Below are 13,415 nucleotides of genomic sequence, written 5' to 3' on the forward strand. Positions count from 1 at the left end.
AGTTAAATCTCCTAAACTCATGACTGATTCCGTCTTTTTTATTATCATGACAGAATTCAATGAGTTTTTTAAATCATATAAATTTTGATATATAGAAAAGGTTAAACCTTCCCTCAAGGTTAAGGTCAAGAGATATGATGAATATTAGCGAAATTGCCAAAAAAACAGGCCTTACCGCAAAGGCCATTCGTTTTTATGAAGAAAAAGGTTTAATTACGCCACCTGAGCGGGGCGAAAATAGTTATCGCTATTATCAGGATAGACATCTCGATGAATTGGGCTTATTGAAGCAAGCAAAAGATGTTGGGTTTACCTTAGAGGAGTGTGGCGAATTACTAGGCTTGTTTCGTAATCCAGCGAGACACAGTGCTGACGTAAAAAGTACGACGATGGCTAAAATCGCTGAATTAGAGCAGACAATTGCAAAATTGTCTGCCATAAAGGATACCTTACAAGAATTAGTGGATGCCTGTCCTGGTGATGAGGGTGCTGATTGCCCGATTATTGATCACCTTGCACGGAGCTGTTGTCATCATGACAAGGCTTAACATGCAATGTGATACCATCAACTGAGGTGATAATCACCTCAGTTCCGGCTTTTAATGGTAATTCACTATAGACTCGCCAGCTGCCATCCGCTAGACGTGCACGGCTAAAACCCTCTTCAGTATCAGAGAGTAAACGAACTTTGACGCCAATAAGTTGATGGCTTTTTTGGTTTATCTCATCAGCGGGCACATTTTTGCGTGAACTTAACCATTTCCGCCATAATATCGCGGAAGCGATGGTGAAGACGGCAAATAAGATGCCTTGCCATTCCCACCCAAGGAAAGGCAGGATCAATGCCGTGATCGCCACGACTACCGCGGCGATACCTGACCATAATAGATAACCTCCGGTGCCGAGTAATTCAGCAATCAGCAATAAACCACCAAGGCATAGCCAAAACCAAGCAGGTTGAGCGCTGATAAGTTCTATCATGAGTTTTCCTGCTTTTTAGCGTTGTTATTGCTGTTTTTACTCTGGTTGATAAGTTCAGAGATACCGCCAATCGCCCCCATTAAATTACTGGCTTCAAGAGGCATCATGATGACTTTACTATTATCTGCCGCACCAATGCTGGCAAGTGCATCGGTGTATTTTTGAGCAACGAAATAATTAATGGCTTGCATGTCACCGGCAGAGATAGCCTCAGACACCATTTGGGTGGCTTTAGCCTCGGCCTCAGCGGCTCTCTCGCGAGCCTCTGCTTGCAGGAATGCAGACTGACGATCCCCTTCAGCTTTGAGAATTTGTGATTGTTTTTCACCTTCGGCTTTTAGGATCGCGGCTTGACGGATACCCTCTGCCTCAAGAATATCAGCACGCTTAGTACGTTCCGCTTTCATCTGTGCGTTCATCGCGTTAATAAGCTCTTTAGGCGGTTTTACATCACGAATTTCAATACGGGTAATTTTCACGCCCCAAGGGTTGGTTGCATCATCCACGATATGAAGCAGGCGAGAGTTAATCGCATCACGTTGTGACAGCATTTCATCCAATTCCATTGAGCCTAAAACGGTACGGATATTGGTCATGGTGAGATTCAGCACAGATAGCTCAAGGTTGCTGACTTCATAGGCTGCACGGACTGGGTCAACGACTTGAATAAAGCAAACAGCATCAATCGTTACGTTAGCGTTATCGCGTGAGATAACTTCTTGTGATGGAATATCAAGAACTTGTTCCATCATATTGATACGACGACCTATTTTATCCATAAAAGGCACAATGATATGAAGACCTGGTTGTAATGTGCGGGTATAGCGCCCAAAACGTTCAACAGTCCATTGGTATCCTTGCGGTACTGTTTTTACGCAGGTAAAAACAATAACGATGGCGATAAAAATGATTATGGGTATAGCACCAAACGCGAACAAGTCCATTATTAATCCTTACTTAATAAAGTAATGAATACACTTGGCGACGATATTTACTGGCGACAGCATCACCCGTTCCCATCGCTGACATAATATCCATCATGGTTTTTTTCACAGCGCCTTCTCCAGCACTGAGGTCTTTTTTCAAGAAGTTTAGTAATATTTCTAATGCTTCTTCATTACGATTGACTTCATGCAATTTTAGGGCTAATTGCACTGCTAAAGCCGCATTGCTCGGGTCCGCTTCAAATTGCTGTTGTAGCTGTTGAATTTCTGGTGTATCAGCAGCTTGTCTTAACAGTTCAATTTGGGCAAGCAAGCCTTGATAACGGCTGTCTTGATCTTGCATTGGCACGGATGACAATGTCGTTTCAGCTTCATCAACTTGATTCAGTTGGATTTGCGTTTCAGCCAGCAGTAATGTGATTTCACTGTTTTTAGCATTGAGCTGGTGGGCTTCTTTCAGTAATGGTAAGGCTTCTTGGTGCTTACCTTCAGCGATCAATTCTGCTGCTTGTGCAGCTTTTAATTCTTCAGGGCTTGGTAAAACGCGTGAAAGTATCTCTAACACGACTTCCTCGGGTTGAGGGCCTTGAAAACCATCAACAGGACGACCTTCTTGCAATACATAGACAGTAGGGATTGCTCGAAGACCAAACTGAGCGGCAACGTTTTGTTCTACATCACAATTAACTCGAGCCAATATAAATAGGCCGGCATAGTCATTGGCAATTTTGTCGAGCGTTGCGCCAAGCTCTTGGCAATGTGGACTTTGTGCTGACCAGAAATAGAACATAACAGGTATCTGCATTGATTGTTCTACGACTTGGTGCAGGTTTTGTTCATTAACATCGATGATTTGGGCAAAAGCTTGCATAAGATATCTCTTTCAAATAAGTTTCTAATATTGTATACGTGGGGCTAATTTGTTTTTTTTCAAGCTTTTTTTCCCTGACCCGCCAGTATTTTATCCATTAAACAGTCCGGCAAGAGTCGTTTTAGAATACGTACCGCAACAGTCAGTAACGTAACAGAATAACGAATACGCGGACGAGTGCTTTCAAGGGCATGCACTAATTTTTCCACCACATGTTCTGGGGTTAAGGTAAAACGTTGTGCGATACTTGGATTTTTAACCGGTTTATCCAGCTGAGTCTGTTCTACGTTATGGGTGAAATGGGTATGAATAGGTCCCGGTTCAATTAAACTCACATGGATGTTGGTCCCTTTTAATTCGAGACGTAGTGCATCTGACCAAGCCTCTAATGCATATTTACTGGCTGCATAAGCGCCACGGCCGGGCGTAGAGATAATCCCCATCACTGAGCTAGTTTGGACGATCCGCCCTTCATTATGTGCTAGCATCGCTGGGAGTAGACGCAAGGTCAATTGGTGTATTCCGAAAAAGTTAGTCGAAAACTGAGCTTCTAACTGGTGGCGGCTAATACTAGTGAGTTCACCGTAGACGCCAAATCCCGCGTTATTGAATAATCCGAAAAGCCGACCATGACAGAGGCTGAGTACCTCATCCGCAGCGCGATCTATGCTATGGTTATCATCAAGATTGAGCTCTACAGCATCAAATCCCAATCCTTTGAGACGTAAAATATCGGCTTCTTTACGGCAAGCGACAATCACATGATAGCCGCGTTGGCGAAGGGTTTGAGCTGCACACAACCCAATACCGCTAGATGCACCAGTGATAAATACCGATTTTTGCATAACTTTACCTACCTGTAGGCTCAAATTGAGATAAAAATTGCTTTATTATTACTCACTTATTTAAACCTTTATTCTGATGGTGAAAATAAATAAGGTTGCAATTGTTTTTCCATAAAATCAGCAATAGAAGGTTGAGCTTCTTCTGTTGGATGAATACCATCCTGTTGGATCCATTCAGGCTTGGTAATAATGGTTTCCATATAAAAAGGCAGCAGTGGAACCGCGTTTTTTTGCGCAAGCGTTGGATAGACTTTTTCAAAACTAGAAGTATAGCGTTTACCGTAGTTTGGCGGTATACGAATTTGCATTAAAAGCGGTTTAGCGCCCGATTGCGTTATTTGTTCGATAATTTGTTGTAGTGTGTTTTCCATCTGTTGAACAGATAACCCCTGCAAACCATCGTTTGCACCTAACTCGATCAACACCCAGTCGGGTTTATTTTGTTCTAGTAAGGCAGGAAGACGCTCCAGTCCTTGTGCGGAGGTGTTTCCACTGATACTGCCGTTAACAACAATAACGGGCGGTGACAATTTCTGCCAACGTTCGGCGAGTAAGGATGCCCAAGCTTGCTCTGCCGGTAGTCGATAGCCTGCACTTAGGCTGTCACCCAGGATCAATAGTTTTGTGGTGGCGAGTGCTGGTCCACTCGCGCCAAATAACAGGAGAAATACCAGTAAATGTCGGCGGAAAATATTCTTGAAGTTCATCATCTCATTAAACGTGTTGGTCAAGGTGAACATGAATTGACTATATTGCAAGGTGTTGAGCTAATTGTCGAGTCCGGTCAAACAATTGCTTTAATTGGCGAGTCAGGTTCTGGTAAATCGACACTGCTCGGTATCATTGCTGGACTGGATGATGGCAGTAGCGGTAGCGTCAGCCTATTAGGCCAAGATCTTACTCAACTGGATGAAGAACAACGGGCATTTCTCCGTGCTCAGAGTGTTGGATTTGTTTTTCAATCGTTTATGTTGATCCCTTCACTCAATGCGCTAGAGAATGTGCAGTTACCCGCCTTATTGCGCGGAGAGCCCGAGTCTGCAAGTTATCAACAAGCCGCGAGTTTATTGACTGAATTGGGGTTAGGTAATCGATTAAAACATATGTCAGCTCAATTATCAGGAGGTGAACAACAGCGTGTCGCCTTAGCGAGAGCATTTAATGGTCGCCCTAAAATTCTGTTTGCAGATGAACCGACTGGCAACCTTGATCGTCATACCGGCGATAAAATTGCAGACTTATTATTCTCAATGAACAAAGAATATGGCACGACGTTGATTTTAGTGACCCATGACAATGAATTGGCAGCTCGTTGCCAACGTCGTTTACGATTAGTGGATGGTGTATTGAGGGAAGAGGCATGATTTGGCGTTGGTTTTGGCGAGAATGGAAAACGCCATCACTTTTGATTGTCTGGCTTGCGCTAACATTGGCAGTGGCATGTGTTTTAGCGTTAGGACGCATTGGCGATCGTATTGAAAACAGCATGAGCTATCAAAGCCGTGAACTGTTGGCAGGCGATTTGGTGCTACGTTCATCTCATCCTAGTGATCCCTCTTGGTTACAACAAGCCAAAGATAACGGCTTAACGCTAAGCCAGCAAATGTCGTTTTCTACCATGGCATACTCAACGGTAGATGAAGCGTTACGCCCTCAACTAGTCCTAGTGAAAGCGGCGGATCAGGCATATCCACTGTATGGTGAGCTCATCACTGAGCCAGCAGGGCTGCGCCCAACGAAAGGGGAAATTTTAGTCACCCCTCGTTTATTGGAGTTACTGAATTTAAAGATTGGCGATGATATTGATATTGGCGATGCCACGTTAAAAATTTCAGGTAAATTAATTCAAGAGCCTGATAGTGGTTTTAACCCATTTCAAATTGCCCCTAGAGTGTTAATTGCATTGGACGATGCAGAATCGACAGGAGCAGTTCAGGTAGGGAGCCGCTTAACTTATCGCGATATGTTTGCGGGCGATAGTGCCGCTATTGATGCATTTGAGGCTCAGTTTGATAAGCAACTCAGAACTGACCAACGTTGGTATACCTTAAAAGAAAATAGCGGGGCAGTAGGGAAAACGTTCCAACGCGCTCAGCAATTTTTACTGCTGTCGGTATTGTTGACCTTGTTGTTAGCAATCGCGGCAGTGGTTGTCTCGATGACCCATTATTGTCGTAGTCGTCACCAACTAATTGCGGTATTGAAAACGTTGGGGGCTGGGCGTTCAGCATTACAAAAATGGGTTATTGGTCAGTGGTTAGTGATATTAATGGCGGCGGCGCTATTAGGGTCGCTGTTAGGATTAGCGTTCGAAGGTATTTTGATGCAAATACTGGGCGCAATGTTACCTAAAGCACTTCCTTCAGCGAGTTTATGGCCATGGGTTTGGGCTATTGGTACGCTATTTTTAATCGCCATAATTGTCGGGATCCGTCCTTATCGCCAATTGATGGCTACGCAACCATCACGAGTTTTACGGGAAGATGCTCCTTCACCTGTTTGGCCGCTGTATTATTATTTGCCAATCGTCAGCTTGATCGTTGTTGGGGGACTCTTTCTGTTTGCCGGAGTTAACCCTCTTTTATGGTCAATTTTGATTGGTATTGTGATCGTCGCGGTTTTATTGGCATTAATTGGGTGGCTTGGTTTGTGGCTATTGCGGCAATTGAAGTTTAAGCAATTGAGTTTACGTCTTTCAGTTAGCCGTTTATTGCGTCAACCGCTACAAACAATTACGCAAATGAGCGCATTTTCGCTCTCATTCATGTTACTGGCACTATTGATCTTAGTGAGGGGGGATTTATTGGATAAATGGCAGCAGCAACTGCCAGCAGACAGCCCCAATTATTTTCTAATTAATATGAATGAGTCACAGATAAAACCGGTGACAGAGCTGTTAGCGAAGCACCAAGTGAAGCCGACAGAGTTTTATCCGGTAGTATTAGCTCGTTTGTCTGAAATAAATAATACCTCTGCAATAGAGTGGGCTGATGAGAGAGACCCTAACAATAATACGGTGCGACGTGAATTAAGCCTCACATGGCAATCCTCTCTACCTGACGCCAATGTGGTGAATGAAGGAACGTGGCCGCCTAAAGAGGGAGAAGTTTCCATTGAACAAACTGTGGTGAAACAGCTAGGAATCAAAATAGGGGATAAACTGACGTTTAATGCGGGAGCTCAAGTCTTTAGTGCAACAGTCAGTAGCATTCGTACTGTTGACTGGGAAAGTTTGCGACCGAACTTTTTCTTTATCTTCTCAGAGGAGACTTTAAACGATATCCCCGCGACATGGATGAGCAGTTTTTACTATGATGGCAATGGCAAATTGTTAACGGATTTGAGCCGTAACTATCCTACTATCAATGTATTAGATACTGGTGCCTTGATCGCACAAATCCAGCAAATTTTACAACAAGTAAGTCAAGCGCTTGAAGTCATGGTAGTACTCGTGATTTTCTGTGGTTTACTACTTTTATTAGCGCAAATTCAAGTCGGAATGAGCCAAAGAGAACGCGAGTTAGTGGTCTATCGCACGTTAGGGGCAAGTAAAAAATTGATGCGTCGTACCTTATGGAGTGAATTTGCCTTACTTGGCTTAATGGCGGGACTTGCGGCGGCATTTGGTGCAGAGGTTGCTTTATGGTTATTACAAACCAAAGTGTTTGATTTTCCTTGGCAGCCAGAGTGGTCAATGTGGTTATTATTGCCATTATGTGCAGCGCTACTGCTATCGATTTGTGGTAGCTGGCTTGGCATTCGTTTGTTAGGCACTGGCAATCAACATCGTCGCATGCCAAATAGCTAATTTATTTTATGAATACGGCTTCTTATTTTTGACTAGTGCAGGAGTAAGAAGCCGTTCAAATAACTGTCTTAATTCCATCACTAAATTGTCATTTATCCTGCTTATGATTCCCGAGTCAATAAATGATTAACTATTTGATGGGAACATAATAATGCAGCCTCGCCGCACCATAAAATTACGTACATTATCGTTACTTGCAACATTGATTGCATTTTCCAACACAGGGTATGCTCAACAAGAAGTCTCTGCAACACTAGCAGGACACGCTATTTTATCGGTCAATTCTACAGTACCAGCGCCCACTGATGCACCACTAGATTTACAGGTTAGCGGAAAATATACGACAGGAAATCGTATTGACGAACTCGGTAAGGTTGAAGGGAAGTCTGCCGATCGTCCAACTGGGATGCATGTACCGATTAAAGGTCAACCTCGACAGGGACATTCCGGTATTAAACGTATGGCCGATGGCACCTATTGGGTACTGACCGACAATGGTTATGGCAATAAGGTTAATTCACCAGACTCGATGCTGTATTTAACTCAATACGACATTGATTTTAAAACCGGCCAAGCCAATCCACTCAATACTGTTTTCTTCCACGATCCGGATAAAATCATTCCATTTCATATCATGAATGAAAGTACAGATAAGCGTTATCTAACAGGGAGTGATTTTGATCCTGAAAGCTTTCAATTTGCGGATGGCGCATTATGGGTAGGGGATGAGTTTGGTCCTTATTTAATTAAGATGGATCTCAATGGCAAAGTTCTCGCATTATTTGAAACTCACGTTGATGGCAAAAAAGTGATTTCACCTGATCACTATCAAGTTACCACGCCTGCTAAACCTACGGATAAAATTCATTTTCAAGTCAACCGTTCAAAAGGTTTTGAAGGCATGGCCTCATCACCAGATGGCACTAAGCTATACCCTATGCTTGAAGGGGCTATTTGGGATGAAGAGAAACAAGATTATGAAAATGTCGATGGCAAGCGTGCCGCTCGTATCCTTGAATTTGATGTGAAAAAACAGCAATGGAGTGGACGTAGTTGGTTATATGTCTTTGAAGATAATCAAAATGCCATCGGCGATTTCAATATGATTGATGATACACACGGTTTGATTATTGAGCGTGATAATGGAGAAGGCACAGCCGATAAAGCCTGTCCTGAAAGTACCACAGAGACGCAAAATTGTTTTAGTCAACTAGCGAAGTTTAAGCGTGTTTATCGTATTGAGTTTTCGGATACCAATCAAGGCAAACCGGTTGATAAGCAAGCCTATATCGATTTAATGAATATAAAAGACCCGCAAGGAATGGCAAAGAAACCGTTGAATAATGGCGTATTCACTTTCCCATTCTTTACGATTGAAAATGTTGATGTTGTCGATAGTGAACATATTATTGTCGGTAATGATAATAACTATCCATTTTCATCGAGCCGTGACCCTAATCAAGCGGATGATAATGAATTTATCTTATTAAAGGTACCTGCGTTGTTAAATCCTTAATTTTCCTTGTCTATTTTGATTTTTTTGCTCGGGGTGTAGCCCGAGCTTTTTTATTTTATTACTCACGACTTACAGTGATAAATGGCATCATTTTTTAGCGGATAAAACAGGCGGTTTCATCATTAACGTTAGCATGAGGATCACGACAACAGGGGCGGCGATAATAAGAAATGCAGGTGTAAAACTACTTGTATAATCCTTAATCGCACCCGCAATAAATGGCGCTAAACACGCCACAGTAGAAATTAAATTCACCACGGAAAATAACTCTAAATAGGGGCCACGACCAAAATAATTGGATAATAAAACGCTGGAGGCTAAGAAAGTCATGCCATAGCCGATACCGACACAGAGCACAAATAATATCAACCATAACCATGAGGTTGCGATACTTAATGAAATAACCCCAAATACCATAATGATCAGGCTAACAATTAACAGTTTTTTGGGCTCCAACCATTCTCCAACGGCACCACCAATAAATCTTGAAAATGCGTTAACAAAAGCCATTGTGCTGAGTAATGAAACGGCAATAGTGATACCAAAGCCGCGCTCTTCAATATGGGCAACCGCGAAACTGTTAACCGTAATACCGCACCATAAAAATGAAGTATAGGTTGCTGCTATTAAATAAAACTGCCAAGTGCGCAAAGCACGACGTACTGTCCATACCTCTGTAGTGCGATAAATCGGTTTACTGCCGTCGCTAACCTGTTTTTGCATCACATGTTTAGCATGTTCTCGTTCTCGATTACCTTCACGCAATGCTAACAGGGTAATGAATGTCACAATGCCAAGGTAAACAGCGCAGAGTACCCAATGCATACGCCACGAACCTAACTGATTTGATGCATAAAAATAGATCCAAGGCCCAGCGACACCACCCAATCCACCAATCGTAAAATATAAACCAAAGGCTAATGACTGCTTTTCAAATAGGCGAGAAAGCACATAGGTTCCAGGAACGGTCGCCAGTAAAGTGAAACCCACACCAATGAGTGCTGTGCCAAGAAAATAGCGGTTAATGGTTTCTGTTGAATATAAACTATAAAAACCGGCAATAAAGATCAGCGTACCGAGAAGGAGTGTCAGGCGAACGCCGATTTTTCGGATAAGCAAGGAGGGCAGGAAACTTGCAAGACCACAGGTTAACCCTAATAAGGTGAAACCAAACCCTGCTTCTGTCCAGCTCCATTTCAGCTCTTCGATCATACTGGGGAGGACAACACCCAATGACGTAAAGGTGGTTGCAGTGGCTAAAAAATAAACCATCCCTAAAAGAATGAGGATACTCCACTGATAGAGTGGGCTAAATAAGGATGGGGAATCTGTCGCGGCCATGTCAACTCCAGTAACTCTGCCTTTTCGTAAAAAAAGCAGCCATATAAATGCAAAATGCCCGAAAATATCGGGCATCGTATGGCGCTATTTTCCCTATTTATTGGCTGTAGTACCAGTTTAATTTTTCTTTCGCCCAGTCAATGCCACTTTTGTACTCATTTGGTAACAGCTCTACTAGCGAATTTAGGCTGTCAGCAAGCTCAGTTGGGCAGCTGTGAGTCAGGTTTAAATGACCAACTTTACGAACAGGACGAACGTCTTTTTCATACCAGTGCAGATGAACTAACGGTAAACTTAACCATTGTTGATTGAGCTCAGTGCCAATTAAATTCACCATAACAGAAGGATTAAATACTGTTGGCGATGGCATTGGTAAATCTAAAATAGCGCGTAAATGCAATTCAAATTGGCTGATAGAGGCACCATTCTGGGTCCAGTGACCACTGTTATGCACACGTGGAGCTAATTCATTGATAAGTAATTTATCACCAACGACAAAACACTCCATTGCCATAACACCAACATAATCTAGCTCATTCATGACAGCACTTAACATAGCCTGAGCTTGTTGCTGCTGTGAATGGTTCGCGTTGGGGAAAGCGACACTGGTGCGTAAGATACCTTCTTGATGTAGGTTATGAGTGATGGGATAAAATACACACTCCCCCGCACGATTACGAGCGCCAATAACGGATACTTCTGCATCAAAAGGGATACCTTGCTCGACAATACAGTTCCCATAGATTTCATCGGGTAGATTCGCTTCGTTACCGGGTGAAACACGCCATTGACCACGGCCATCATAGCCACCCGTTCTACGTTTGACGATCAAGAAATCACCGAGGGTTGCAAAGAGTTCAGGCCATTGCGCTTTAGCGTCAAGAGAAGCCCAAGGTGCGGTGGCTAAACCCAGCGAATCAAAGAGGCTTTTTTGTGGAAATCTATCTGCTAAACGAGGAAAAATATCTCGGTTAATAAAGGCATTATGAAGTGCTAGCTCTTTAGTCAGTGGTGTTTCAGGCCAGCGCTCAATTTCTGCGGTGATAACACTTTGTTGATAGGGAACGGCTTCAGGTTCCGCATCTAACCCAACAGGAAATACAGCAATACCAAGCGGTTCACCTGCTTGACGCAACATGCGGCCTAATTGACCATTACCAAGGACACAGACGGGTTTCATTGTGCCTCCCGAGGATCAGGGTTGTTAAGCACATCATTCGTTTGCGCCTCACGCCAAGCGGCTAAGCGAGCAAATAGCGCCTTATCAGTATTCGCAAGAATTTGTGCGGCCAGTAGTGCCGCATTTGCAGCACCGGCCTTACCGATTGCCAGTGTACCCACAGGGATACCTTTAGGCATTTGTACAATAGAGTAGAGACTATCGACACCACTCAACGCAGCGCTTTGTACTGGAACACCTAACACAGGAACTAAGGTTTTTGCTGCAAGCATACCCGGTAAATGAGCGGCTCCGCCGGCTCCTGCAATAATCACCTCAAAGCCATTTTCTTTTGCTTGTTCCGCAAAGGAAAATAGTTTGTCGGGGGTACGATGTGCTGAGACAATTTCAACGTGGAAAGGCAGTTGCAGCTCGGTTAAGACATCGGCAGCGTGTTGCATGGTTGTCCAATCACTTTTAGAACCCATAACAATAGCGATTTTTGCCGCAGATTGAGCAGTCATTTTGTGTAATCCCTGTGGTTAATAAATTTTCACCGTGAGGTGGGAAAAATGAATTGCCCCGATCATATCATGGTAACTCGCTAAGGAAAACGTTTGCGTGGTTAAAATATCAGCAAACGAATGCGAGTTGAGCAATTTACTGAGTCACCGTATCAGAGATTAAAAAGGGAAAAAAATGAGCTCAATACCTTGTTCATTTATCACAAATGCTGAGCCTTCATGATGCCATGCACCTAAAACGCCGCGATAATAACGTTTATCAGCGACATCAATTTCATGAATAGCGGGGCGATGGGTATGACCATGTATCATCCAGTCCGCTTGATAGTGTTCTAACGCTGCAATAACGGCCTGCTGATTGACATCCATAATTGATTCGGTTTTCATACTGCTAGCATATTGACTATTTTTACGCATTTTTTCAGCAATACGTCGGCGGATAAATAGAGGTAAAGTTAAAAATACACGTTGGATCCATGGTGTGTGGACCTTTTGACGATAACGTTGATAAGCTTGGTCATCGGTACACAGTGTATCGCCATGCAAAATCAACACGCGTTGACCATAAAGTTCAAGCAATGTTTCTTGGTTAAGTATCGTCATGCCACATTGCTTGGCATAACGTTTGCCTAGTAAGAAGTCACGGTTTCCATGAATAAAGTAACAAGGGATACCACGGTCAGTAAGGCTTTTTAAGGCTTCAGCCACTTGTTGATGGAGCTGAGTCTTATCGTCATCACCAATCCAATAATTAAAAAAGTCGCCGAGGATATACAGGCTGTCGGCATTAATAGCTTGTTGGTGAATAAAATTCATAAAACCGGCGGTAATCGCCGGTTCATCTTCACTCAAATGCAGGTCTGCAATGATATAAGTGGACATATTATGCGTCGAATTATTCGCTAACAGTCACTTTTTCAATCACAACATCTTCGCGTGGAACGTCTTGGTGGAAACCACTACGACCTGTTGAAACCCCTTTGATTTTGTCAACAACGTCCATACCTTCAACAACTTCTGCAAATACACAGTAGCCCCAACCATCAGGGTGTTCTGAACGGAAGTTAAGGAAGTCGTTATCAACAACGTTAATGAAAAACTGTGCTGTAGCTGAGTGTGGATCGTTAGTACGAGCCATGGCTAAAGTACCACGATTATTTTTTAAGCCGTTATTAGCTTCGTTTTTGATCTGTGTTTTTGTTGCTTTTTGTTTCATGCCAGGTTCAAAACCGCCGCCTTGGATCATGAAACCGTTAATGACACGATGGAAAATGGTATTATTGTAGAAACCTTCACGGCAGTAATTCAAAAAGTTTTCGACGGTTACTGGAGCTTTATCGTCAAAAGTGTTAATAACAATGTCACCGTGATTGGTATGAAAAGTCACCATAATAGCTATCCTGAATAATTGTATTTATTGCGCCTT

The 13,415-nt window shown here is 43.0% G+C and carries 14 protein-coding genes; 4 read left to right on the forward strand and 10 right to left on the reverse strand.

Features of this window, described 5'->3' with window-relative positions; translation table 11 throughout:
- Positions 1 to 137: 137 nt before the first annotated feature.
- Positions 138 to 548 carry a Cu(I)-responsive transcriptional regulator gene (gene cueR, locus ACWPW6_RS05620; protein WP_154623282.1) on the forward strand — a complete coding sequence of 137 codons (411 nt, stop codon included), beginning with the start codon at positions 138 to 140 and terminating at the stop codon, positions 546 to 548.
- Here cueR and ACWPW6_RS05625 read toward each other — a convergent pair.
- From ACWPW6_RS05625 to tesA, 5 genes are all read right to left on the reverse strand, one after another.
- Positions 502 to 981, reverse strand: coding sequence for an NfeD family protein (locus ACWPW6_RS05625; RefSeq protein ID WP_196713416.1), 480 nt, complete (start codon positions 979 to 981; stop codon positions 502 to 504). The genes cueR and ACWPW6_RS05625 overlap by 47 nt on opposite strands.
- A complete protein-coding gene (locus tag ACWPW6_RS05630; RefSeq protein ID WP_247046903.1) occupies positions 978 to 1,925 on the reverse strand; it encodes an SPFH domain-containing protein in 948 nt (315 codons plus the stop codon). The genes ACWPW6_RS05625 and ACWPW6_RS05630 overlap by 4 nt, the downstream gene beginning before the upstream one ends.
- Before the next feature lie 13 nt (positions 1,926 to 1,938).
- A complete protein-coding gene (locus ACWPW6_RS05635) occupies positions 1,939 to 2,796 on the reverse strand; it encodes a co-chaperone YbbN (protein WP_163860842.1) in 858 nt (285 codons plus the stop codon).
- Positions 2,797 to 2,855: 59 nt separating this feature from the next.
- A complete protein-coding gene (locus ACWPW6_RS05640; RefSeq protein ID WP_250000171.1) occupies positions 2,856 to 3,641 on the reverse strand; it encodes an SDR family oxidoreductase in 786 nt (261 codons plus the stop codon).
- A gap of 68 nt (positions 3,642 to 3,709) precedes the next feature.
- Positions 3,710 to 4,348, reverse strand: a complete 639-nt coding sequence (gene tesA / locus ACWPW6_RS05645; RefSeq protein ID WP_195848160.1) for a multifunctional acyl-CoA thioesterase I/protease I/lysophospholipase L1 — start codon at positions 4,346 to 4,348, stop codon at positions 3,710 to 3,712.
- On the opposite strand from tesA, the gene ybbA reads away from it, so the two are divergent.
- The 3 genes from ybbA (at position 4,319) to ACWPW6_RS05660 (ending at position 8,965) form a co-directional block, all read left to right on the forward strand.
- On the forward strand, positions 4,319 to 5,005 hold the full coding sequence (ybbA, locus tag ACWPW6_RS05650; RefSeq protein WP_250000173.1) for a putative ABC transporter ATP-binding protein YbbA: 687 nt from the start codon (positions 4,319 to 4,321) through the stop codon (positions 5,003 to 5,005). The two genes, tesA and ybbA, sit on opposite strands and share 30 nt — an antisense overlap.
- Entirely contained in the window at positions 5,002 to 7,449 is a 2,448-nt protein-coding gene (ybbP, locus tag ACWPW6_RS05655) for a putative ABC transporter permease subunit YbbP (RefSeq protein WP_250000175.1), read from the forward strand. The genes ybbA and ybbP overlap by 4 nt, the downstream gene beginning before the upstream one ends.
- Positions 7,450 to 7,600: 151 nt before the next feature.
- Positions 7,601 to 8,965: an esterase-like activity of phytase family protein gene (locus ACWPW6_RS05660; RefSeq protein ID WP_250000177.1), complete on the forward strand. Its 1,365-nt coding sequence runs from the start codon at positions 7,601 to 7,603 to the stop codon at positions 8,963 to 8,965.
- Positions 8,966 to 9,052: 87 nt separating this feature from the next.
- Here ACWPW6_RS05660 and ACWPW6_RS05665 read toward each other — a convergent pair whose 3' ends face one another.
- The 5 genes from ACWPW6_RS05665 to ppiB all read right to left on the reverse strand — a co-directional run bounded on the left by ACWPW6_RS05665 (position 9,053) and on the right by ppiB (position 13,379).
- Complete coding sequence (locus ACWPW6_RS05665; RefSeq protein ID WP_154623276.1) at positions 9,053 to 10,306, reverse strand: MFS transporter; 1,254 nt, start codon at positions 10,304 to 10,306, stop codon at positions 9,053 to 9,055.
- Between the two features lie 97 nt (positions 10,307 to 10,403).
- The gene (purK, locus tag ACWPW6_RS05670) at positions 10,404 to 11,486 is read right to left on the reverse strand and encodes a 5-(carboxyamino)imidazole ribonucleotide synthase (RefSeq protein WP_154623277.1); all 1,083 of its coding nucleotides are present in this window, start codon (positions 11,484 to 11,486) and stop codon (positions 10,404 to 10,406) included.
- Positions 11,483 to 11,989 (reverse strand): 5-(carboxyamino)imidazole ribonucleotide mutase, encoded by a 507-nt coding sequence (gene purE, locus ACWPW6_RS05675; RefSeq protein WP_154623278.1) that lies wholly within the window; start codon positions 11,987 to 11,989, stop codon positions 11,483 to 11,485. Before purE ends, purK begins: the two co-directional genes overlap by 4 nt.
- Positions 11,990 to 12,148: 159 nt before the next feature.
- A complete protein-coding gene (locus ACWPW6_RS05680) occupies positions 12,149 to 12,871 on the reverse strand; it encodes a UDP-2,3-diacylglucosamine diphosphatase (protein ID WP_250000178.1) in 723 nt (240 codons plus the stop codon).
- 13 nt (positions 12,872 to 12,884) lie between these two features.
- A complete protein-coding gene (gene ppiB, locus ACWPW6_RS05685; RefSeq protein WP_250000180.1) occupies positions 12,885 to 13,379 on the reverse strand; it encodes a peptidylprolyl isomerase B in 495 nt (164 codons plus the stop codon).
- Positions 13,380 to 13,415 lie beyond the last annotated feature (36 nt).

It is taken from the genome of Providencia sp. Marseille-Q8014, assembly GCF_965112055.1.

Excerpts from the sequence above, each read along its gene's own strand:
- ybbP (WP_250000175.1), top strand. The coding sequence starts at position 5,002 with ATGATTTGGCGTTGGTTTTGGCGAGAATGGAAAACGCCATCACTTTTG.
- ppiB (WP_250000180.1), bottom strand. The coding sequence starts at position 13,379 with ATGGTGACTTTTCATACCAATCACGGTGACATTGTTATTAACACTTTT.
- cueR (WP_154623282.1), top strand. The coding sequence starts at position 138 with ATGAATATTAGCGAAATTGCCAAAAAAACAGGCCTTACCGCAAAGGCC.
- ACWPW6_RS05660 (WP_250000177.1), top strand. The coding sequence starts at position 7,601 with ATGCAGCCTCGCCGCACCATAAAATTACGTACATTATCGTTACTTGCA.
- purE (WP_154623278.1), bottom strand. The coding sequence starts at position 11,989 with ATGACTGCTCAATCTGCGGCAAAAATCGCTATTGTTATGGGTTCTAAA.
- ybbA (WP_250000173.1), top strand. The coding sequence starts at position 4,319 with ATGTCGGCGGAAAATATTCTTGAAGTTCATCATCTCATTAAACGTGTT.
- ACWPW6_RS05640 (WP_250000171.1), bottom strand. The coding sequence starts at position 3,641 with ATGCAAAAATCGGTATTTATCACTGGTGCATCTAGCGGTATTGGGTTG.
- tesA (WP_195848160.1), bottom strand. The coding sequence starts at position 4,348 with ATGAACTTCAAGAATATTTTCCGCCGACATTTACTGGTATTTCTCCTG.
- ACWPW6_RS05635 (WP_163860842.1), bottom strand. The coding sequence starts at position 2,796 with ATGCAAGCTTTTGCCCAAATCATCGATGTTAATGAACAAAACCTGCAC.
- ACWPW6_RS05630 (WP_247046903.1), bottom strand. The coding sequence starts at position 1,925 with ATGGACTTGTTCGCGTTTGGTGCTATACCCATAATCATTTTTATCGCC.
- ACWPW6_RS05680 (WP_250000178.1), bottom strand. The coding sequence starts at position 12,871 with ATGTCCACTTATATCATTGCAGACCTGCATTTGAGTGAAGATGAACCG.
- ACWPW6_RS05665 (WP_154623276.1), bottom strand. The coding sequence starts at position 10,306 with ATGGCCGCGACAGATTCCCCATCCTTATTTAGCCCACTCTATCAGTGG.
- purK (WP_154623277.1), bottom strand. The coding sequence starts at position 11,486 with ATGAAACCCGTCTGTGTCCTTGGTAATGGTCAATTAGGCCGCATGTTG.
- ACWPW6_RS05625 (WP_196713416.1), bottom strand. The coding sequence starts at position 981 with ATGATAGAACTTATCAGCGCTCAACCTGCTTGGTTTTGGCTATGCCTT.